Source organism: Halorubrum rutilum, from assembly GCF_042665015.1.
GTDB lineage: Archaea > Halobacteriota > Halobacteria > Halobacteriales > Haloferacaceae > Halorubrum > Halorubrum rutilum.
The window spans coordinates 205167-224815 of the sequence record NZ_JBHTBL010000002.1 but is presented as its reverse complement, the minus strand read 5'-3'; the positions used below and the strand labels follow the sequence as shown (position 1 = coordinate 224815).

The 19649-nt window shown below is 72.0% G+C and carries 18 protein-coding genes and 1 tRNA gene; 10 read left to right on the top strand and 9 right to left on the bottom strand.

Annotation, left to right across the window (positions count from 1 at the left end):
• On the bottom strand, nucleotides 1-1402 hold a 1402-nt coding region (locus ACFQMF_RS03940; protein WP_379791592.1), incomplete at its 3' end, for an ATP-binding protein.
• Between the two features lie 33 nt (nucleotides 1403-1435).
• On the opposite strand from ACFQMF_RS03940, the gene ACFQMF_RS03935 reads away from it, so the two are divergent.
• The 3 genes from ACFQMF_RS03935 to ACFQMF_RS03925 are packed head-to-tail and all read left to right on the top strand — an operon-like array spanning nucleotide 1436 to nucleotide 6862.
• Entirely contained in the window at nucleotides 1436-5395 is a 3960-nt protein-coding gene (locus ACFQMF_RS03935) for a cobaltochelatase subunit CobN (protein ID WP_256407601.1), read from the top strand.
• Nucleotides 5385-6083: a precorrin-8X methylmutase gene (locus ACFQMF_RS03930; protein ID WP_256407602.1), complete on the top strand. Its 699-nt coding sequence runs from the start codon at nucleotides 5385-5387 to the stop codon at nucleotides 6081-6083. The genes ACFQMF_RS03935 and ACFQMF_RS03930 overlap by 11 nt, the downstream gene beginning before the upstream one ends.
• Complete coding sequence (locus ACFQMF_RS03925) at nucleotides 6080-6862, top strand: cobalt-precorrin-7 (C(5))-methyltransferase (protein WP_256407603.1); 783 nt, start codon at nucleotides 6080-6082, stop codon at nucleotides 6860-6862. The genes ACFQMF_RS03930 and ACFQMF_RS03925 overlap by 4 nt, the downstream gene beginning before the upstream one ends.
• A 50-nt stretch (nucleotides 6863-6912) precedes the next feature.
• Here the strand turns inward: ACFQMF_RS03925 and ACFQMF_RS03920 are convergent, their stop codons facing one another.
• Nucleotides 6913-7662 (bottom strand): CbiX/SirB N-terminal domain-containing protein, encoded by a 750-nt coding sequence (locus ACFQMF_RS03920; RefSeq protein WP_256407604.1) that lies wholly within the window; start codon nucleotides 7660-7662, stop codon nucleotides 6913-6915.
• 218 nt (nucleotides 7663-7880) lie between these two features.
• Here ACFQMF_RS03920 and ACFQMF_RS03915 point away from each other — a divergent pair, with 218 nt between their 5' ends.
• Complete coding sequence (locus ACFQMF_RS03915) at nucleotides 7881-8006, top strand: hypothetical protein (RefSeq protein ID WP_256407605.1); 126 nt, start codon at nucleotides 7881-7883, stop codon at nucleotides 8004-8006.
• 85 nt (nucleotides 8007-8091) lie between these two features.
• Here ACFQMF_RS03915 and ACFQMF_RS03910 read toward each other — a convergent pair whose 3' ends face one another.
• Nucleotides 8092-9180: a sensor histidine kinase gene (locus ACFQMF_RS03910; RefSeq protein WP_256407606.1), complete on the bottom strand. Its 1089-nt coding sequence runs from the start codon at nucleotides 9178-9180 to the stop codon at nucleotides 8092-8094.
• Between the two features lie 131 nt (nucleotides 9181-9311).
• Here ACFQMF_RS03910 and ACFQMF_RS03905 point away from each other — a divergent pair, with 131 nt between their 5' ends.
• Complete coding sequence (locus tag ACFQMF_RS03905; protein ID WP_256407607.1) at nucleotides 9312-9995, top strand: haloacid dehalogenase type II; 684 nt, start codon at nucleotides 9312-9314, stop codon at nucleotides 9993-9995.
• A gap of 169 nt (nucleotides 9996-10164) precedes the next feature.
• Here the strand turns inward: ACFQMF_RS03905 and ACFQMF_RS03900 are convergent.
• Nucleotides 10165-10238, bottom strand: a tRNA-Val gene (locus tag ACFQMF_RS03900).
• A 61-nt stretch (nucleotides 10239-10299) separates the two neighbouring features.
• Between ACFQMF_RS03900 and ACFQMF_RS03895 the strand changes: the two genes are divergently transcribed.
• The 3 genes from ACFQMF_RS03895 (at nucleotide 10300) to ACFQMF_RS03885 (ending at nucleotide 12037) form a co-directional block, all read left to right on the top strand.
• Nucleotides 10300-10779 carry a DUF192 domain-containing protein gene (locus ACFQMF_RS03895; protein WP_256407608.1) on the top strand — a complete coding sequence of 160 codons (480 nt, stop codon included), beginning with the start codon at nucleotides 10300-10302 and terminating at the stop codon, nucleotides 10777-10779.
• Between the two features lie 99 nt (nucleotides 10780-10878).
• Nucleotides 10879-11292 (top strand): SHOCT domain-containing protein, encoded by a 414-nt coding sequence (locus tag ACFQMF_RS03890; protein ID WP_256407609.1) that lies wholly within the window; start codon nucleotides 10879-10881, stop codon nucleotides 11290-11292.
• A gap of 64 nt (nucleotides 11293-11356) precedes the next feature.
• Nucleotides 11357-12037: a DUF4013 domain-containing protein gene (locus tag ACFQMF_RS03885; protein ID WP_256407610.1), complete on the top strand. Its 681-nt coding sequence runs from the start codon at nucleotides 11357-11359 to the stop codon at nucleotides 12035-12037.
• A gap of 54 nt (nucleotides 12038-12091) precedes the next feature.
• Here the strand turns inward: ACFQMF_RS03885 and ACFQMF_RS03880 are convergent, their stop codons facing one another.
• From ACFQMF_RS03880 to ACFQMF_RS03865, 4 genes are all read right to left on the bottom strand, one after another.
• On the bottom strand, nucleotides 12092-13237 hold the full coding sequence (locus ACFQMF_RS03880) for an ABC transporter ATP-binding protein (protein ID WP_256407611.1): 1146 nt from the start codon (nucleotides 13235-13237) through the stop codon (nucleotides 12092-12094).
• A 96-nt stretch (nucleotides 13238-13333) separates the two neighbouring features.
• The gene (locus ACFQMF_RS03875; protein ID WP_256407612.1) at nucleotides 13334-14281 is read right to left on the bottom strand and encodes a carbohydrate ABC transporter permease; all 948 of its coding nucleotides are present in this window, start codon (nucleotides 14279-14281) and stop codon (nucleotides 13334-13336) included.
• Nucleotides 14278-15360 (bottom strand): carbohydrate ABC transporter permease, encoded by a 1083-nt coding sequence (locus tag ACFQMF_RS03870; RefSeq protein ID WP_256407613.1) that lies wholly within the window; start codon nucleotides 15358-15360, stop codon nucleotides 14278-14280. Before ACFQMF_RS03870 ends, ACFQMF_RS03875 begins: the two co-directional genes overlap by 4 nt.
• A 31-nt stretch (nucleotides 15361-15391) precedes the next feature.
• Nucleotides 15392-16549, bottom strand: a complete 1158-nt coding sequence (locus ACFQMF_RS03865; protein ID WP_256407814.1) for an ABC transporter substrate-binding protein — start codon at nucleotides 16547-16549, stop codon at nucleotides 15392-15394.
• Between the two features lie 545 nt (nucleotides 16550-17094).
• Here ACFQMF_RS03865 and ACFQMF_RS03860 point away from each other — a divergent pair.
• Nucleotides 17095-18144 carry an AAA family ATPase gene (locus tag ACFQMF_RS03860; RefSeq protein ID WP_256407614.1) on the top strand — a complete coding sequence of 350 codons (1050 nt, stop codon included), beginning with the start codon at nucleotides 17095-17097 and terminating at the stop codon, nucleotides 18142-18144.
• Between the two features lie 2 nt (nucleotides 18145-18146).
• On the top strand, nucleotides 18147-18779 hold the full coding sequence (locus tag ACFQMF_RS03855) for a protein sorting system archaetidylserine decarboxylase (protein WP_256407615.1): 633 nt from the start codon (nucleotides 18147-18149) through the stop codon (nucleotides 18777-18779).
• A 42-nt stretch (nucleotides 18780-18821) separates the two neighbouring features.
• On the opposite strand, the gene ACFQMF_RS03850 is transcribed toward ACFQMF_RS03855, so the two are convergent.
• Complete coding sequence (locus tag ACFQMF_RS03850) at nucleotides 18822-19571, bottom strand: pirin family protein (RefSeq protein ID WP_256407616.1); 750 nt, start codon at nucleotides 19569-19571, stop codon at nucleotides 18822-18824.
• Nucleotides 19572-19649: the final 78 nt, after the last annotated feature.

Below are 19649 nucleotides of genomic sequence, written 5' to 3'. Positions count from 1 at the left end.
CGTCGTCGCTGTCCGCGGCCGTCGCGCCGCCCGGCGACCGGTCGGGATCGTCCGCGTCGCCCGCGTCGCCGTCCCGGGGTCCGGGGTCGCGGGGACCGTCGGCGGGAGCGCGGTCGGCCCCGTCGCGGTCCCGATCCTCCCCGCCGCCGTCGGCTCCGTCGCGCTCCCCGTCGCCCCCGTCGCGGTCGGCGGGCGCTCCCTCGTCGCCCGCGCCGGGTCCCTCCCCGTCGCCGTCCGCCTCCCCGTCGGCCCCGGCGTTCCCGTCCCCGTCGCTCTCGTCCGCGTCGGGGGCCTCGGCTTCCCGGCCCTCGCCGTCGGACCCCGGCTCGCCGTCGCCCTCGGCGGCGTCGTCGAAGTGCTCGTCCACGATCGCCTCGGGGTCGGTCGCCTCGTCGAAGGGGGCCGACCGCAGGCGGTGCGCCAGCGCGTGCTCGGCGGCGGCCGCCACGTCCGATTCGAGGACTTTCGGGCGCCCGTCGAGGGCGGCGAACGCCCGGGCGGCCCGGGCGACGGCGAAGTCGGCGCGGTGACCGTCGACGCCCGCGTCGCGGCAGCACTCGGCGATGTCGCGCTTGAACTCCTCGGGGATCGCGGGGCGGCGGTCGCGCGCGTCGCGGACCCGTTCCCGGAGGGCCGCCGTCTCCGACGCGAACTCCGCACGGAGATCCCGGTCGCCGCCGTCGGCGCCGTCGACGACGCGGTCCAGGATCTCGACGCGCTCGTCGATCTCGTCGCTGCTCGCGACGTCGACGCAGAGATCGAAGCGGTCGCGCAGCTGTGGTCGGAGCTCGCCCTCCTCGGGGTTCATCGTCCCGACGAGGGTGAAGTCGGCGGGGTGCGCGACGCTGACGCCGTCGCGCTCGACGCGGTTCGTGCCCGCCGCGGCGGCGTCGAGCAGCACGTCGACGAGGTGGTCCGGGAGCAGGTTGACCTCGTCGACGTAGAGGATCCCGCGGTTGGCGCGGGCGAGCAGCCCGGGGTCGAACTCGGCCTCGCCGTCGAGCGCGTCGGCGACGGAGAGCGTCCCGACCACGCGGTCGCGGGTCGCGCCGAGCGGGAGCGTCACGAGCGGGGCCGGCCTCGTCGCCACCGGGGGGTCCTCGCGGTCGCGGCAGTCGGCGCACCGCTCCGCCGCGGCGGCCCCTCCCGTCTCCGCCGCCGCCTCGGTCGCGTCCGGCGGCGGACAGCCGTACGGGCAGTCGGCGACGACCGCCTGCTCGGGGAGGAGGTCCGCGAGCGCCCTGACCGACGTCGACTTGGCGGTCCCCTTCTCGCCCCTGAGCAGGGCGCCGCTCAGGCCCGGTTCGACCGCCAGCGCGAGGAGCACCCGCTTGAGGTCGGTCTGGCCGACGACCGCCGGCAGGGGGGTGGAAACTTTTTTGTTTGTCCCCAAATCAACCATACTTGTGTTACTACAGAGGAGGTTTAATAACTTGTGACAACCATCGGCCTCTACACGGCGACGGAGAACGAGCTCGGAGCGGTCCAGACGGCCGCGGAGGGCCTCGACGAGATCGACCTCGTCGTCCGGTCCGACGGCGACCTCGGCGAGCAGCGCGACGTGGCCTCGTTCGTCGACGAGCTCGGGGACGCGGACGCGGTCGTCCTCTGGCTCCACGGGGGGAAAGACAGCATGCCGGGGTACGAGTTCGCGGTCGACGAGCTCCGTGACGCCGGCGTCCCCCTCGTCGTGAAGGCGACCGGCGACGCCTTCGCGTCGGAGGACACCTCGGTCGCGTCGGGCGACCGGGAAGCGGTCTCCGAGTACCTCGACCGCGGCGGCGCGGTCAACATCGCGAACGGGATGCGGTACCTCGCGCGGGAGTACGGCGACGGCGCGGTCGCGGGCGACGTCGACGACCCGATCGAGCTGCCGACCGAGGGCGTCTACCACCCCGATCACCCCGGCGCGGGGTACGAGGAACTGGTCGCGACCTTCGACGCGGACGCGCCGACGGTCGGCGTCTGGTTCTACGAGTCGCACTGGACCCACGAGAACGTCCGGTACGTCGACGCGCAGGTCCGGCGGCTGGAGGCGCTCGGCGCGAACGCGCTGCCCGTCTTCTGTAACCCCGTCAGCGACGAGCCGGGGCAGGAGGACGCGGAGTGGACGGCCGAGCGCTACTTCGCCGACGACCGCGGCGAGCCGGTCGTCGACGCCGTGCTCTCGTCGTTCATGTTCTCGCTGTCGATGAGCGAGCGCGGCCGCGACGCCGCCGATGAGGGCGCCGACGCGGAGGGCGTCTTCCTCGACGAGCTCGGCGTCCCCGTGATCCAGACGGTGACGACGATGCGCTCGCGGTCCCGCTACGCGTCGAGCGACACCGGCGTGATGGGGTTCGAGCTCGCGCTCTCCGTCGCGCTCCCCGAGTTCGACGGCAACGTGATCACGCACCCGATCTCGGGGAAGGAGCGCACCGACGACGCCGCCGGCATCGGCTCGGCGCCGAAACAGCACTTCCCGATCGAGGACCGCGTCGACCACGCCGCGCGGCTCGCGGTCAACTGGGCCGAGCTCCGGCACACGCCGAACGATGAGAAGAAGGTCGCGGTCGTGCTCCACAACTACCCGCCGAGCGACGACGGGATCGGGACCGCCTTCGGCCTCGACTCCCCCGAGTCGACGGTCAACCTGCTCGACGAGCTCGACGCGCGCGGCTACGACCTCGGTTCGGGGACCTGTGGCGCCGCGGGGGGCGGCAACGCGGGCTCCGGCGGCGCGGGATCCGGCCCGACCGGCTCCGCCCCCGTCGCCGACGGCGAGGAGCTCATCGACGCGCTCACGAGCCAGCTCACGCTCGACGACCGGTGGGTCGCCCCGGGCGACGTGCGCGACCGCAGCGTCGACACCGTGTCGCCGGCGCGGTACGCCGAGTGGTTCGACGGAGCGAGCGACCGGTTCCGCGAGGGCGTTCTCGACGAGTGGGGCGAGCCGCCGGACCGGCCGTTCGCGATCCCGGGCGTCGAGTTCGGCAACGTCCTCGTCACCGTCCAACCCCCGCGCGGGTTCGGGATGGACCCGGAGAAGGTGTACCACGACTCCGACCTCTGGCCGCCGCACGACTACGTCGCCTTCTACGGGTGGCTCCGGAACGCGTTCGACGCCGACGCCGTCGTCCACCTCGGCACCCACGGCTCGCTGGAGTGGCTGCCGGGCAAGACGGTCGGGCTCGGCTCCGGCTCGGCGCCGGACGGCCTGATCGACGACCTCCCGAACGTCTACCCCTACATCGTCAACAACCCCGGCGAGGGGACGCAGGCGAAGCGGCGGTCGTACGCCGCGGTCGTCGACTACCTCACGCCGGTGATGCGCCGCGCCGGGGCCTACGACGAGCTGGCCGAGCTGGAGGACCTCGCGCGGCGATACCGCGAGGCCGGCGGCACCGAGGTCCGCACCGACGAGGGCGCGCGGCTCGGCGAGCTCGTCCGGGAGGCGGTCGACGAGCTCGACCTCGCCGTCGAGCTCGGGATCGGCGGCGAGGTGGACGAGAAGGCCGACGTCCGCGGCCCCGACGCGGCCGGGACGACGCTCGCCGAGGGCGCGGTCGACGGCGACGAGCTCTCGACCGACGAGCTCGTCGAGCGGATCCACGCCTACCTCACCGACGTGAAGAACACCCAGATCCGACTGGGGCTCCACACGATGGGCGAGCCGCCGGTCGACGACCGGCTCGTGGAGTACCTCGTCGCGCTCACGCGGCTGGAGAACCCGGGCGGGCCGAGCCTGCGCGAGTCGGTCGCCGGGGTGCTCGGGGTCGACTACGACCGGATGCTCGACGCGCCGGGCGAGTACGACGAGACGCTGGGGATGACCTACGGCGAGGCCGCCGACGAGGTGTACGAGACGAGCAGGGAGCTCGTCCGGACGCTGGCCGCCCACGGCTTCGACGTGCCCGAGTCGGAGTCCGACGCCGGACCGGGGGACGAGACGACGATCAACCTGCTCGTCGTCGACGTCGACCCGCTCGGCGACGCCCGGGTCCGCGGGGGCGCCCACGACGACCTCCGGGACGCGCTGCGGTTTATTTCCGAGGAGGCGGCCCCCCGCGTCCGCGGCGCAGAGGCGGAGATCCCGCGCACGGCCGACGCGCTGGCCGGGGAGTACGTCCCGCCGGGCGGCTCCGGCGCGCCCACCCGCGGGGGCGTCGACCTGCTCCCGACCGGGCGGAACTTCTACACCCTCGACCCGCGGAAGGTGCCCGCCAAGGCCGCGTGGGAGGTCGGGAGCGAGATCGCGGCCGACACGCTCGCGCGCCACCGCGACGAGCAGGGGGAGTACCCCGAGGAGATCGGCGTCGTCGCCTGGGGGACGCCGACCGTCCGGACCCGGGGCGAGACGATCGCGCAGGTGCTCGCGACGATGGGCGTGCGGCCGGTGTGGACCGACGCGGGACGGATCGACGACGTGGAGCCGATCCCGCTCGACGAGCTGGACCGCCCTCGCGTCGACGCCACGACCCGCGTCTCCGGGCTGTTCCGGGACGCGTTCCCGCAGGCCGCGAGCGTGATCCACGACGCGGTCGACGCCGTGGTCGCCCTCGACGAGCCCCACGAGATGAACTACGTGAAGAAGCACGTCGAGGAGGAGGCCGCGGCGCTGGCCGACGACGGCCACGAGGACCCCGAGGCGGCCGCGAAGCATCGCGTGTTCACGACGCGCCCCGGCGGCTACGGCGCGGGGACGAACAAGGCGGTCGACGAGGGGAACTGGGAGGACGCCGCGGACCTGGCCGAGGTGTACGTCCAGTGGGGCGGCTACGCGCTCGGCTCCCGCGGCACCGCCTCGGCGGCGCACGACGCGTTCGAGCGCCGGCTCGGGAACGTCGAGGCGACGGTGAAGATCGAGGACACGATGGAGCAGGACGAGTTCGACTCCTCCGACTGGTACGCGTTCCACGGCGGGTTCATCACCGCCGTCACCGAGGTCTCGGGCGCGGAGCCGGCGTCGTACGTCGGCGACTCCTCGGACCCCGACAACGTCGACGTGTACACGAACGAGGAGAAGGTCCGGAAGGCGATGCGGGCGCGCGTGCTCAACCCCGACTGGCTCGACTCGATGGCGGAGCACGGCTACAAGGGCGCCGGCGACCTCTCGAAGACGGTCGACGTGGCGCTCGGCTGGGACGCGACGACCGGCGTCGTCTCCGACCGCCTCTGGCGGGACGTCGCCGAGAAGTACGCGCTCGACGACGACCGGGCCGACTGGATGCGCGACGTCAACCCGTGGGCGCTCGAATCGATCACGGACACGCTGCTGGAGGCGGTCGACCGCGGCCTCTGGGACGCGGACGAGGAGGTCGTCAGGGCGCTCCGGGACCGCAACCTCGACGTCGACGGCGACATCGAGGAACGCGCCGCCGGGGGGCCGACGGAGGTGCCCGGCGATGACGACTGATGGGACGGAGGCGTACGCCGACCTCGGCGCGACGACCGCGGACGCGATGGAGATCGCCGAGACGAGCATGGACCGCGTCCACGAGCTCGTCGACCAGGAGACGCCGACCGACCGGCTGCGCGCGAAGGCCGTCCACGCCACCGGCGACCCCGAGTTCGCGCACCTGATGCGGTTCGCAAACGACCCGGTCTCGGCCGGGGCGGAAGCCGTGCTCGACGAGCGCCCGATCGTGACCGACATCACGATGGTGAAGTCCGGGGTGACGGGCCGCGGCCACGACTGCGAGGTCAGGAAGGCGATCGGCAACGGCGCGGAGCTCGCCGCCGAGACCGGGATGACCCGCACCGCGGCGAGCGTGCTCGAACTCGACGAGCGCGGCGTCTACGACGGCGCGATCGCCGTCGTCGGCAACGCGCCGACGGCCGCGCTCGCGCTCGCCGACTGCATCGAACAGGGGACGCGGCCGGCGGTCGTCGTCGCGACGCCGGTCGGGTTCGTGAAGGCGGCCGAGAGCCGGGAGCGGGTGCGCGAGGTCGCCGCCGCGCACGGCGTCCCGGCGGTGACGAACGTCGGTCGGCGCGGCGGCTCCGGGCTGGCGGCCGGCCTGACCAACGAGCTCGTCCACGCCGCCAGCGACGTCCGCAACGGCGAGACGACGCTCGACGCGCTCCGCGGGGCGGAGCCGTGACGGACGAGTACGACCTCGACTCGGGTCCGGACCCGGCGGCGTACGCCGCGGACGGTCCGGAGGCCGACCGGACGGCCGAGTCGGAGGCGACCGTCCACGCCGTCGGCGTCGGGCCCGGCAACCCCGAGTACCTGGTGCCGCGGGCCGAGCGCGCCCTCCGGGAGGCGGACGTCGTCGTCGGCTTCGAGACGGTCGTCGACCTCGTCCGCGACCGAACGGACGCCGACTGCCTGACGTGCGGGTACCGGGACGAGGCGGGCGCGCTGGCGGCGTTCGCCGACCGGGTCGCCGGCGGGGAGCGCGGGGTCGCGGTCCTGATGGGCGATCCGAACCACTCCGGCTACCAGTTCGTCGGGAAGGTCGAGCGCGCGGTCGACGGGGCGGCGGACGGCGGGGTCGACCTCCGCGTCGTCCCGGGGGTCTCATCGATACAGGTGGCGGCCAGCCGGGCGCGCACGCCGATGGAGGACGCGGCCTTCGTCACGCTCCACAAGAGCGGTGACCTCACCGAGGGCCTGGACCGGCTCCGAGACGCGGTCGGGGAGCGTCACCTCCTCGTGTTGCCCCGTCCCTTCGACTGGATGCCGGGGGACGTCGCCGCCGACCTGCTCGAACACGGCGGCGACCCCGGCGCCGAGGCGCTCGTCTGCGAGCGGCTCACCCGCGACGACGAGCGGATCACCCGGACGACGCTCGGTGAACTCGCCGCGCACGCCGACGGCGACGGCCCCGACGACTCGCCGTTCTCCGACCTGTCGGTGCTGGTCGTTCGGCGGTAGCGGGGTCGACGCCGATCGCAGCGAACGCGGCGCCGGGCCGACGCGACGCGTCAGTCGCGCCCGCTGCCGTCGGTGGCGACGGGCTCGGCGTCGGCGACGAGGTCGGGGCTCGGGGCCGAGACACCCGCGTTGGCGCGGGCGCGCTCGACCGCGACGGCGATCGCGTCGGTGACGGCCTCGTCCGCCCCGAACGGCTCGGCGTAGTCGATCCCCCCGCGGCCCAGTTCGAGCCGCTCCGGGATCCGGTCCCGGGTCGCCTCGCAGTCGGCGACGAACAGGGGACACGCGACCGCGCGGTCGGCCCGCAGCGTGTACCGCGCGCACTCGACCGCCGGGCTCTGGAGGAGGAACGCCGCGCGGACCTCGTCGAACTCGTCCCGCAGGCGGGCCGCGTGGAAGCTCGCCGACGTCCGCGCGTGGTCGCCGCGGCTGTTGCCGAAGGCGACGAGCAGGAGCGCGTCGGCGTCGCTCGCCGCCCTCGCCCGGTCCCGGATCGCGTCCGTCACGGCCGGGCTCTTCCCGATCGGATCGCAGTAGTGCACGTCGCCCGAGAGCCGAGCGAGCGCCCTCGGGACGCCCTTCAGCGTCTCGTGCGTGTGCGCGAAACACAGCGGCACCGCGTACGTTCGGTCCCCGGTGACGGCCGAGAGCGGCCCCCTGAGCTCCGCCTCCGGCTCCGTCTCGTACGTCGCGGTCGTGACCGCGTCGGCGATGCCGGCGCTCCGCAATCGGTCGGCGTGCCGCTCCGCGACCGATCGGACCTCACTCCGCCCGACGAGGACTACCGTTTCTCGTGACATGAGTACAATTAGTTTTGTTCTACTGCAATCGAGCTTGTTACGGGGATATCGGGCTTCGGGTAAATAGTTTATCCACGGATCTCGGTACGGGCCGTCGGGAACCCCCTCTCCCGGACCGGGTCGGCTTTCGATCCCCTATTACACTTCCCCGTCTGGAAGCCGATTAGGACTGTTAACACGGAACGTTCATAAGCGCGTGCGAGCCGACACCGACCGCGATGTCGAACGACGACTCCGCGACGACCGAGGAATCGCCGATCGGGACGCGCACCCGGGTCCCGCCGGGGGACGCGACCGAGGAACCGGACGCGCCGCCGATCGCGATCGGAATGCGAGCGCCGTGAGGGCGGTCGGCCCGCGCGCCGCGAGCGCCGCGTGTTTCGGATTTTTCGACCGGGAACGCGCCGGAGCGCGTTCGCCGCGACTCGGTCAGTCGTCGACGTCGACGCCGGTGACCTCGAACCGGGCGCCGCCGTCGGCGCTCTCGGTGACGCCGACGTCCCAGCCGTGGGCGGCGGCGACCTCGCGGACGATGTTGAGCCCGAAGCCGGTGCCCCCGGTGTCGGTCGTGTAGCCGACCTCGAAGACGCGGTCCCGCTCCGTCTCGGGGATCCCCGAGCCGTCGTCGGCCACGTAGAACCCGGCCGGGAGCGCCTCGGCGCGCGTCGAGGTGTACATCGGCTGGATCGTCCCCACCGTGACGGTGACGCCGTCGCCGCCGTGCGCGACCGCGTTGCCGATGAGGTTCTCCAGGAGCTGTTTCAGCCGGCTCGGGTCGGCGCGCACGCGGGCGTCGCCCTCGACGACGAGCGTCGCGTCACCGGTGGCGACGGTGGTCCAGCACGCCTCGACGGTCTCGCGGAGCCCGACCGACTCCAGCTCGCGCGGGGCCTCCCCCTGTCTCGCGAGCGCGAGCAGGTCCGCGATCAGTTCGAGGGTGCGGTCCACCGCGGTCGCCGCGGTGTCGAGGTGGTCGCCCTCGGGGTCGTCGCGTGCCATCGCCAGCCGCCCCTGCGCGACGTTGAGCGGGTTGCGGAGGTCGTGGGACACGCCGCTCACGAACCGGTCGAGGCGCTCGCGCTGGCGGTCCGCCTCGGCCACGGCGCGGTCCGACGCCACCGCGTTCCCGATCCGGTGCGCGACCAGCCGGGCCGCCGGGTCGCCCTCGAAGCAGCGGACGACGTCGGTGACGCCCGCCGCGAGCGCCTCCCCGAGGACCGCCGACGGGTCCGCGACGCGGACCGCGTCGATCGCGAGGAGGCGCGGGGCGCCGCACCCGTCGGCGCCGTCGACGAGGAACCCGAGGCCGTCGCCGTCGGCGAAGCCCGACTCGGCGACGACGCAGTCGAACCGGTCGGTCCCGGACAGCGCCGCCGCGTCGTCCCGGTCCCGGACCGTCTCGACCGCGAGGCGGTCGTCCCGCCGTTCGAGCGACCGGGCCGCGGGCGTCGACGAGGCGCCGCTATCGGCGGGGGCCGCGGCGAGGAGGACGCGGATAGTGTCGTCTGACGGGTTCATACGCGACGCGTTGCCGGACCGAGAGTCCCACCGTTCATAAAGATTCGTGAGGATCCGACCGACCCGGAGCCCACCGCCGGACGGCGGCGACCACCGGGAGTAATGACGCGGGCGGTCGAAGGGCCACGCGAATGTCCTTCGACCCCGACCGCGTCCGGACGGTGACGTTCGACTCGTACAGCACGCTCGTCGACGTCGAGGCGGCCGAGGCCGCGCTGGCCGACCGCGTTCCCGACCCCGAGCCGGTGTCGCGGCTCTGGCGGTCGCGGTCGCTGGCGTACACGTTCGTCGCGAACGCGATCGACGCCTACCAGCCGTTCTACGAGATGAACCGGGACGCGCTGACGTACGCCCTCGAAGCGCACGGCGTCGACCTCCCGGCGGCCGAGCGCGACGAGATCCTCGCGGTGTACCACGAGCTGGAGGTGTTCGACGACGTCCGGTCGGGGATCGAGCGCCTTCGCGAGGGCGGCTACGAGACGTACGTGCTCTCGAACGGGAACCCCGAGATGCTCGACTCGATGGTCGAGCACGCCGGGATCGAGGACCTCGTCGCGGACGCCATCAGCGCCGACGAGGTGGAGACGTTCAAGCCGGCCGCGGGGCTGTACCGCCACGGCGCCGCCCGGACCGGGACGCCGATCGACGAGGTCGTCCACGTCACCGCCGGCTGGTTCGACGTGATGGGCGCCGCCCACGCCGGGATGCAGGCGGTGCGACTCGACCGGAAGGGGACCCCGTGGGAGCCGTTCGACGGGGAGCCGGACCGCACGGTCGAGTCGATCCACGAGCTGGCGGACGCGCTCGGCGTCTGAGTCGGGACGGCCGGGCGCGACGGTGAGGGGGGTGGCGGAACGAGCGGGTTCGAACCGAAATCAGACGTGCTCGCTCACTCCGTTCGCTGCGCGCGACTGATAGGGTTCGAACCGCGCCCTCGAACAGTCACGGCGGCGCCGCTCACGATGTGTTCGCGGCGCCGACAAGTGGGCTCGGGCGGGTTCGAACCGCCGATCTCAGCCTTGTAAAGGCCGCGTCATAACCAGCTAGACCACGAGCCCTCAGAGGTTTCAACCCGCCCGGAGCGGAAAACGGTTTCTTTCTCCGCCGCGACGATCGACCGTGAACCGTCGCCTCGTCGGGATCGCCGCCGGCCTCGCGCTGATCGCCCTCGTCGCGCTCGGCGTCGCCGCGGCGAACCCGGCCCTCCTGATCACCGGCTACGAGACGGCGACCGTCGAGGCCGTCGACGGCGAGACCGGGGAGACGCTCGCGACCGTCGAGGCCCGCGTCGCCGACGGGTTCGTGAAGCGGTACGTCGGGCTCTCCGCGACCGACGAGCTCGGCGAGGGCGAGGGGATGCTGTTCGTCCACGGCGACGCCGCCGAGCGCGCCTACGTGATGCGGGAGATGGCGTTCCCGCTCGACATCGTCTTCGTCGCCCCGAACGGGACGGTCACGACGATTCACGAGGCGGCGCCGGAGGCGCCCCCCTACACCCGGTACCGCGGCACCGGGCGGTACGTCCTCGAAGTGCCGCGAGGGTGGAGCGAGCGCCACGGCGTCGAGCCGGGCGACCGGATCGTCGTCGACCGCGGGTGAGGCGCCGAGCGGGCGACGGTCCCCGGACTAGCGACGGTCCGCGGGGCGGCGCCGCCCCGCGACGAAACCGATTTCACCCTCGCAGTCGTCGGCCCGAGCATGACCGGGCTCCCCGCACGGATCGCGTGGAACCTCCGCCACTGCTGGCGGCGCGTGTTCGCGCTCCTCGTCGTGGGCGGCGGCGTCGCCGCCCCGCTCGCCACCGGGCTCTGGTGGACCCTCCCGCTGGTCTGGTTCCTCGGGCTGTTCGTCGCCCTCCCCGTGCTCCACACGCTGACGCGACCGCTCCCCGACCGGGGCGACGGGGACGAGGGGCGCGACGCCGACCCGGCGCTCGACGCCCTCCGAGAGCGTTACGCGCGCGGCGAGATCGACGAGCGGGAGTTCGAGCGGAAGCTCGACCGCCTGCTGGAGACCGAGGACGCCGAGACCGTCGACCGGTCCGGCGACGGCGACGTCGCCGACCGGGTCCGCGAGGGGATCCGGCGCGAGGTCGAGCGGGTCCGAGAGTGACCGACGGACGCCGCCCGCCGCGGGCGCGACCGACGCCCATGCGCGAGCCGCCGGAGGGCGGGTGATGTTCCTCGACGCCCTCCGGTACCCGTTCGCGGACCGGGCGCGGCTGGACGGCACCGCGAAGTGCCTCGCGGCGCTGCTGCTCGGCGGCGCGCTGCTCCGGGCGGCGGCGCGGCTCTGGCCCGACTGGGCGCTCCTGGCGCCGCTCCTGCTCGCCGTCGGCCCGCTGGTCGCGTTCCTCGGTCTCGTCGGCGGCGTGCTCGCGGGCGAGGGGTTCCGCCCCGTCGCGACGGTCGCCACGGCCCGGCTCGCCGGGCGGCTGCTCGGCGTCGTCGCCGTCTACCTCGCGCCGGCGGCCGTCACCGTCGCCGCCGTCAGTTACGTCGTCGCGGCCGGCACGGTCCCGAGCGCGCTGAGCGGGGTCGGGCTCGCGACGCTCGCGACCGTCGCGCTGCTCGTCACGGTCGTCTGCGCGTACCTCCTCCCCTCGGCGGCGGCCGCGAGCGTGCGCGACGGGCTCCGCGCCGGGCTCAGACGTGAGGCGATCCGCGGGACCGCCTCCAGCTCGTACTTCCTCGCGTGGGTGGGCGCGACCGTCCTCGTCGTCGTCGCGTGGACCGCACTCGCGGCGACCGCCACGCGGAGCGTCGCCGCGCTCCTCGCGCTCGGCTGGGGCGCCTACGCCCACGTCGCCGCCGCGGCGCTGCTCGCGGACGGCGTCGACCGGACGAAGTACTGGTAAGCGCTGGAAGGAGCGAGGCGAAATCGGGAGACGACGGCGGCGACGCGCGGCGCGTCAGATGTCGATCTGCTCGGCCGCGTCCTCCATCGAGCGGTTGTGAAGCGCCTCGCCCGTGCCCCGGTCGAAGAGGTGGATCGCGTCCTCCGGGATCCGCGCGGTCACCGTGTCCCCCTCGCTGACCCGGTTGAACCCGTCGATCGTCGCGACGAGCGTCGCGGCGGTCTCGGGGTCCGCGTCCGGATCGAAGTGGAGGTACACCGTGTTCTCGTCGCCCATCGGCTCGACGACGTCGACGGTCGTCTCGAACGCGTGGTCGCCGCCCTCGTCGACGAGCTCGACGGCCTCGGGGCGGATCCCGAGGACGAGGTCGGTCGCGCCGCCGAGGTCCGCCCGGACGCCGTCGGCGATCGGGTACTCGAAGGCCTCGCCGACGAGGCGGTCGCCCTCCAGCGTCACGTCGAAGAAGTTCATCGACGGCTCGCCGAGGAAGCTCGCGACGAACCGGTTGGCCGGCTCGTGGTAACACTCCAGCGGCGTCGCGATCTGCTGGAGCTCGCCCCCGTCGAGGATGGCGATCCGGTCGCCCATCGTCATCGCCTCGGTCTGGTCGTGGGTGACGTACACCGTCGTCACGCCGAGGTCGTTCTGGAGCCGCTGGAGCTCCGTGCGCATCTCCGCGCGGAGCTTCGCGTCGAGGTTGCTGAGCGGCTCGTCCATCAGGAACACCTCGGGGTCGCGGACGATGGCGCGGCCGAGGGCGACGCGCTGCTGTTGGCCCCCGGAGAGGTCGCTCGGCTTCCGGTCGAGCAGGGGCGAGATGCCGAGCATCTCGCCGGTCTCCGAGACCATCCGATCGATCTCGTCGTCGGGGAGGTCCGTCGACTCCTCCAGGCCGAACGACATGTTCTCTCGGACGCTCATGTGCGGGTAGAGCGCGTACGACTGGAACACCATCGCGATGTCCCTGTCCTGGGATTTCACGTCGTTGACGACGCGGTCGTCGATCCGGAGCGTGCCGGCGGTGATCGTCTCCAAGCCGGCGACCATCCGGAGGGTCGTGGACTTGCCGCAGCCGGACGGACCGACGACGACGAGGAACTCGCCGTCGTCGATCGACAGCGACACGTCGTCGACCGCGACGATCTCCTCGTCGCCGTCCTGGAACGTCTTCGTTATCGAGTCGAGTTCAAGCGTTGCCATATCTGTGAGTTGTGATCGGTGTCGAGTGGTCGGTCGCGCGCCGCGCCGCGTCGTCTCCCGGTCGGTCCTCGCCGCCGGACGAGGTCGGCGTGCGGGTCACGCCGCCACCCCCTCGGCGAACTCCTCGCCGAAGAAGATGTACACCGCCAGCGTCGGCAGCGCCGCGAAGAACGCCCCGGCCATCCGGAGCGCGAAGTCCTGCCCCTCCAGCGAGGTGCCGAGCCCGGCGAGGATCAGCACGACGGGCGCCGCGGGGCTCGACTCCGTCGAGACGAGCACCAGCGTGAAGAGGAGGTCGTTCCAGATCTGGGTGAACTGATAGATGAGGACGACGGCGAACATCGGTCCCGACAGCGGGAGGACGATCCGCCGGTACACCCGGCGGAGCGTCGCCCCGTCGAGGCGGGCCGACTCGATCATCTCGTCGCTCATCGTCTTGTAGTACGTCCGGAAGAGGAGCGTACAGATGGGGATCCCGTAGGCGACGTGGGTGATCACCAGTTCGATGATACCGACGTAGTCGTTCGGGACGCCGAGCGCCCAGACGAACGACAGCAGCTCCGTGAGCTGTGCCCACTGCGACCAGAACTGTGTCAGCGGGACCAGCACGGCCTGATACGGGATGAAGATCCCGGCGATGATGAGCATGAGCACCAGCGCCTTGTACGACTTCTTCCAGGTCGGAATGGTCAGTCCGTACGCGGTAATGCTCCCGACGAACGCCGAGATCACCGTCGCGGGCACGGCGTACAGCAGGCTGTTCCCCATCCCGCGCAGCAGGGCGTCGAACGCCGTCCGCCACTTCTCGAAGGTGAACCCGGACGGTCCCGGGGGGGCGAACGGCGCCGTCTCGATGATCGCGGTCCCGGTCTTGAACGACGTCACCAGCCCGGACTCGATGGGAACGAGGTAGAACGCCGCCGCGAAGGTTAAGACGACGTACAGGCCGACGTCCCCGACCGTCGTCCGGTCGAGGGTCCGGCGCAGCCGCGCCGCCGCCGTCGGCGTCGCGCCGCCGTCGGTCCGCGGTTCCGCGTCGCTCATAGGTTATCCCTCCGGTACTCGTAGACGAGGTAGGGCCCGATGACGCTGAGCGCCATCGCGAACAGCACGATGGCGATCGCCGACCCGTACGCCCAGTTGAGGTTCGCGTACGCCTCGCGCACCATCTTCGTCGCGAGGATGTCGGCGCCGTTCGGCGGCCGGTACCCCCCGACCAGCGAGTAGAGGAAGTCGAAGGCCTTCATCCCGAACACCATCAGCACGACGGCGGCGCTGATGGTCGCGCCCTTCAGCTGGGGGATAATCACGCGCCAGTACATCTTGAGGGTCGAGGCGCCGTCGACCTTGGCCGCCTCGTAGTGTTCGGTCGGAATCGCGCGCAGCCCGGCGAGGTACACGACCATCGCGTACCCCGAGAACTGCCACATCAGCGCGAAGATGACCGCGTAGAGGACGACGTCCTGGTTCCCGAGCCAGCTTATCGGGCCGATCCCGAACGTCCCGACGACGCTGTTCGCGATCCCGTTGTTGTAGTTGTAGATCCACAGCCAGAACTGGGCCGTCACGACGAACGAGAGGCTCATCGGAAGGAGGTAGATCGTCCGGAACGTGTTCTCGAACCGGATCCCCCTGTCGATCAGGATGGCCAGCACGAGGCCGACCGCGAGCGTCCCCGCAGTGAACAGGACCAGCAGGACGAGCGTGTTGACCGCGGCGTCGACGAACCCGGAGTCGGCGAGCGCCCGGGTGTACATCTCGAAGTCGAGGTCCGAGTAGTCGGGCGCGTTCGCGAAGCGCTCGTAGTCGGTCAGCGAGATGAGGAGGTTCCAGATGACCGCACCGTAGACGAACAGCCCCATCAGCAGGAACGGCGGGAGCCAGAAGACGGACGACTCGATGAAGTCGCTCCCGAAGCGCCGGTCCAGGCTCGCCTTGAGACGGGCGGTCAGGTCCCGGTCCGGCTCCGCGGTCGACCCGGCCCCGGGGGCGTCGCTCACGACGCCGCCGTCGGCGCGGACCCCGCCGTCGTCCGTGCGGGCCTCGTTATCGTCCGTGCGGATCTCGTCGTCGTTCGGGCGCGCCTCGTCGTCCCCCGAGGAGGGCCTGATCGTCCGGTACAATCGACGGTAAAAATCGAGCATCGCGTGGAGTTCAGTTCGACACCGCGTCCAGGAAGCCCTGCGTCGCCGCGTCGACGTTGTACGGGCCGGTGAACTCCGAGGAGATGACCTCGTTGAGCGCGGTCATCGTCTCGGAGGGGACGCCCAGGCCGTGCTGGAGGTTCGGCGGCCGGTACTCCGCGTTCGCGAAGTCCTCGGCCGTCTCCTGGAGGTACGGCCCGAACTCGTCCATGCTCACGTCGGTCCGGGTCGGGATCGACCCCTTGAACTGGTTGAACGCGATCTGGGCCTCCGGGCTGCCGACGAACGCCTCCCAGGTCTTCGAGGCCTCGGGCGTCGGGTTGTTCGCCGGGTAGAGGAACGAGTCGAAGTGGAGCGTGTACATGCCCTCCGTGCCGGGGAACGTCTTGAATCCCCAGTCGTCCTCGTACTCGAAGTCCTCTGCGTTCCGGAACGCGCCCGCCGCCCAGTTCCCCTGGTGGATGAAGGCGGCGTTACCGTTGATGATGTTCTGGTTCGATTCGGTCAGCCCGATCGAGGACGCGTCGTCGCTGATGTGGTTCTCCAGCATCTCCGCGGTCCGCTCGAAGGCCGCGCGGACGGCGCTCTCGGAGCCCTCACCGTTGAGGAAGTCCATGTACGGCTGATAGCCGTTCTCGCCGAGCATCACGGCGCCCCACAGCTGCGTCGTCGTCCACGTCCCGGACATCGCGTGGGTCATCGGGATCGCGTCGGTCTCGCTCGCGACCGTCTCGAAGGCGCCGATGAGCGCCGAGGGGCTGTCCAGCGAGTCGACGTCGATCCCGGCGTCCTCGACGACGGAGACGTTGTAGAAGAGGCAGTTCAGTCGGTGAGAGCCGAGCGGCACGGCGCGGTAGCTGCCGTCCTGCTGGTGGAGCTCGATCGCCTCGTCGACCATCACCTCCTCGTAGTTGTTCTCCTCCCAGACGTCGTCGACGCTGCCGAGGACGCCCTGGTACCGTTCGAGGTTCGGGCCGGGCCAGTTGGCGAACGATCCCGGCGGATCGTCGCTCTGGAGCCGGTTCGCGACGACGGCGTCGAGGTTCTGGTTGCCGCCGCCGCCGATCGGGCTCATGTTGAGTCCGACGTCGGGGTGGGCCTCGTTGAACGCCTCTTCGAGCGCCTCGGCCGCCGCGGCGCCGTCGCCGCCGGTCCAGCCGTGGAGCACTTCGACCGGGTCGCCGGAACCGCCGGAGCCGCCGTCGCTCCCGTCGCTTCCATCGCTCCCGTCGCTCCCGTCACCACCGTCGCCGCCACCGCCGGAACAGCCGGCGATCCCCACGGTCGCGAGGGTGCCCGCGCCGGCCACGTAGTGGCGGCGGGTGAGTCGGTCCTCCGAGTCGGCGCTGTTGTCACGTGACATGTGTCCACGGGTTCGGATGCGCCATACTTAACGATTGATGTTCATTTACTCGAAATCCTATTAAAAAACAGGAGTCACAAAATAGGGGATTAGACGCGCTATACGGAGGGAACAGCCGGTGAGCCCGGGGGATCGGATCCCCGTCGGTAACCGACTTCTGAACGATCAATACGGGGTCGATCGTAACAAAATACCCTCGAGCGCCCGGGACCGAGACTCGGCCGACGGGGACAGTTGCGGAGGGGGCGGTCGCAGGGGACAGTTGCGGAGGGGGCAGTTGTGGAGGGGGACCGTCGCGAGGGGGCGGCGGACCGACCGATTCTTGAGCGCCCGGCCCGGAGCCACACGGCATGGACGGACCGCTGTGGATCGACGCGCACGCTCCCGCGCTCGACGAGATCCGACAGGACGAGGCCCGCGAGCGGCTGGAGCGCGCGGTCGACGAGCCGATGAACCTCGTCGTGCAGGGGCCGCCGGGGGTCGGGAAGACGGCGGCGACCCGGGCGCTGACCCGAGCCGCCCACGAGAGCCCCGAGAGCGACCTGATCGAGATCAACGTCGCCGACTTCTTCGGCCGGACGAAGAAGGAGATCCGGACCGACCCCCGGTTCGAGGGGTTCCTGCAGGGGCGGAGCCGGATGGCGAAGCGCGACATGATCAACCGCGTACTGAAGGAGTCGGCGTCGTACGCGCCGATGTCGGGCGAGTACAAGACGGTCCTCCTAGACAACGCCGAGTCGATCCGCGAGGACTTCCAGCAGGCGCTCCGGCGCGTGATGGAGAAGCACCACCGGACCACGCAGTTCGTGATCGCCACCCGCCAGCCGTCGAAGCTCATCGCGCCGATCCGGTCGCGCTGCTTCCCGGTCCGGATGCGCGCGCCCACGACCGACGAGACGATCGACGTCCTGAAGGCGATCTGCGACCGCGAGGGCGTCGACTACGACGGCGACGGGCTGGAGTTCGTCGCCAGCGCGGCCGGCGGCGACCTCCGCGAGGCGATCCTCTCGGCGCAGGCGACCGCGGTCGAGGGCGGCGAGGTCACGATGTCGACCGCCTACGAGACGCTCGGCGAGGTCGGTGACGACGACGCGATCCGCGGGGCGCTCGCCGACGCCCGCGCCGGCGACCTGAAGGACGCGCGGTCGACGCTCGACGACCTCCTCGACGACGGCGGCTACGACGGAGAGGAGCTCCTCCGGGAGGTCCTGCGGGTCGCCCGCGCCGGCTCCGAGTACGGCGGCGACGACCTCGCGCGGCTCCACGTCCTCGCCGGCGAGGCCGACCTCGACCTGGTCGACGGCCTCGACGACCGGATCCACCTCACGCACCTGCTCGCCGCGTGGGCCGCCGGCCGCACCGCGCTCCGACCGGACCTCCGTGAGCCGGTGGAGGCCTGACGATGGCCCGGAGCCCGCCGCTCGCGCGTCTCCTCCCGTTCCCCGTCGTCGACGAGGCGTGGCGGCTCGCGCTCGTCCCGGCCCTCCTCGGCGCCGCGACGCTGCCCCTCGTCCCGCCGGTCGGCGCCGGCCTGCTCGCGCTCGCTCTCGGCGTCCTCTGGTTCCACCGCGACCCCGACCGGGAGCCGCCGGACGCCGACGGGATCGTCGTCGCGCCCGCCGACGGCACCGTCTCGGTCGTGCGCGAGGAGGGGAGCCGCTTGCGGGTCGGCGTGTTCATGAACGTCACCGACGTGCACGTGAACCGCGCGCCGATCGCGGGCGAGGTCCGCGAGGTGCGGCACCGCCCCGGCGCGAACCGGCCCGCGTTCAGCAAGGAGTCCGACCGCAACGAGCAGGTCGCGATCGACTTCGGCGAGTACGAGCTCCTGGTCATCGCCGGCTGGTTCGCCCGCCGGATCCACCCCGCCGTGGCGGCCGGCGACGCCGTCGACCGCGGCGAGCGCGTCGGCCACGTCTCGTTCGGCTCCCGCGCCGACGTGGTCCTCCCCGCCGACGTCGACGAGGATGACCTCCTCGTGCGCGAGGGCGACGCCGTCCGCGCGGGCGAGACGGTCGTCGCCGAGCGCGCGTAGGGCGCCGAGCGCGAGTGGGATCGTCCCTCGATAGGCGGTCGCCTACAGGACGAACGGTCCCTGCTGCCGGATCGGCTCGCCGTGCGGCCGGCCCGCGACGGCGACGAGCCGGAGGTCGCCGTCGGCCGCGACCGCGAACTCGCCGCCCTCGCGGGTCGTGAAGACGTCGCCCTCCCCGAACGCGTCGCCCTCGACGGAGCCGCTCCCCGCGACGCCGTAGAGGAAGCCGCTCCACCCGTCCGGCACCGTCCACGTCCACGCGTCGTCGACGCGGACGTCGAGATATTCCATCGGGGTGCGGAGCTCGATCGGCGACCCCTCGCCGACGACGGTCGTGACTGTCGCGCCGTCCGTCTGCCGCGTGGGGAGCTCCGCGGCGCTCGCGTCGACGTAGTCGGGGTCGACCTCCTTCCCCTCGCGCGGGAGGTTCACCCACAGCTGGAGGCCGTTGCAGGCCTCGCCGTCGGCGGGGAACTCGGAGTGACGGATACCCTTCCCGGTCGTGATCCGCATCGCCTCGTCCTCGCGGGCGGTGTGCTCGACGCCGAGCGAGTCGGCGTGGTCCATGCCGCCCTCGATCATGTACGAGACGATCTCGAACCCCTTGTGCGGGTGCATCGGGAACCCGTCGTCCGGGTCGATGTAGAACCGCTCGAACAGCACGAACGGGTCGAGGTTCGCCGGGTGGCCCTCGGTCGGGAACGCGCGGTTCGAATTTACCCCCGTCCCGTGGCGAACTCGCTCGCCCGGGAGGACACCGTCGCCGCCGTCGGTCGTCGCGTCGGTCTTCATATGCTATCTGATTGGTCCGGGACTGATAAGCGTCTCGTCGGCGGTAGTCGAGAAGTATACACTCCTGATGAGAAAAAA

Coding starts and splice junctions, on each gene's coding strand:
- ACFQMF_RS03930 (WP_256407602.1), top strand. CDS start 5,385: ATGACGACTGATGGGACGGAGGCGTACGCCGACCTCGGCGCGACGACC.
- ACFQMF_RS03920 (WP_256407604.1), bottom strand. CDS start 7,662: ATGTCACGAGAAACGGTAGTCCTCGTCGGGCGGAGTGAGGTCCGATCG.
- ACFQMF_RS03915 (WP_256407605.1), top strand. CDS start 7,881: ATGTCGAACGACGACTCCGCGACGACCGAGGAATCGCCGATCGGGACG.
- ACFQMF_RS03910 (WP_256407606.1), bottom strand. CDS start 9,180: ATGAACCCGTCAGACGACACTATCCGCGTCCTCCTCGCCGCGGCCCCC.
- ACFQMF_RS03905 (WP_256407607.1), top strand. CDS start 9,312: ATGTCCTTCGACCCCGACCGCGTCCGGACGGTGACGTTCGACTCGTAC.
- ACFQMF_RS03890 (WP_256407609.1), top strand. CDS start 10,879: ATGACCGGGCTCCCCGCACGGATCGCGTGGAACCTCCGCCACTGCTGG.
- ACFQMF_RS03885 (WP_256407610.1), top strand. CDS start 11,357: ATGTTCCTCGACGCCCTCCGGTACCCGTTCGCGGACCGGGCGCGGCTG.
- ACFQMF_RS03880 (WP_256407611.1), bottom strand. CDS start 13,237: ATGGCAACGCTTGAACTCGACTCGATAACGAAGACGTTCCAGGACGGC.
- ACFQMF_RS03875 (WP_256407612.1), bottom strand. CDS start 14,281: ATGAGCGACGCGGAACCGCGGACCGACGGCGGCGCGACGCCGACGGCG.
- ACFQMF_RS03860 (WP_256407614.1), top strand. CDS start 17,095: ATGGACGGACCGCTGTGGATCGACGCGCACGCTCCCGCGCTCGACGAG.
- ACFQMF_RS03855 (WP_256407615.1), top strand. CDS start 18,147: ATGGCCCGGAGCCCGCCGCTCGCGCGTCTCCTCCCGTTCCCCGTCGTC.
- ACFQMF_RS03850 (WP_256407616.1), bottom strand. CDS start 19,571: ATGAAGACCGACGCGACGACCGACGGCGGCGACGGTGTCCTCCCGGGC.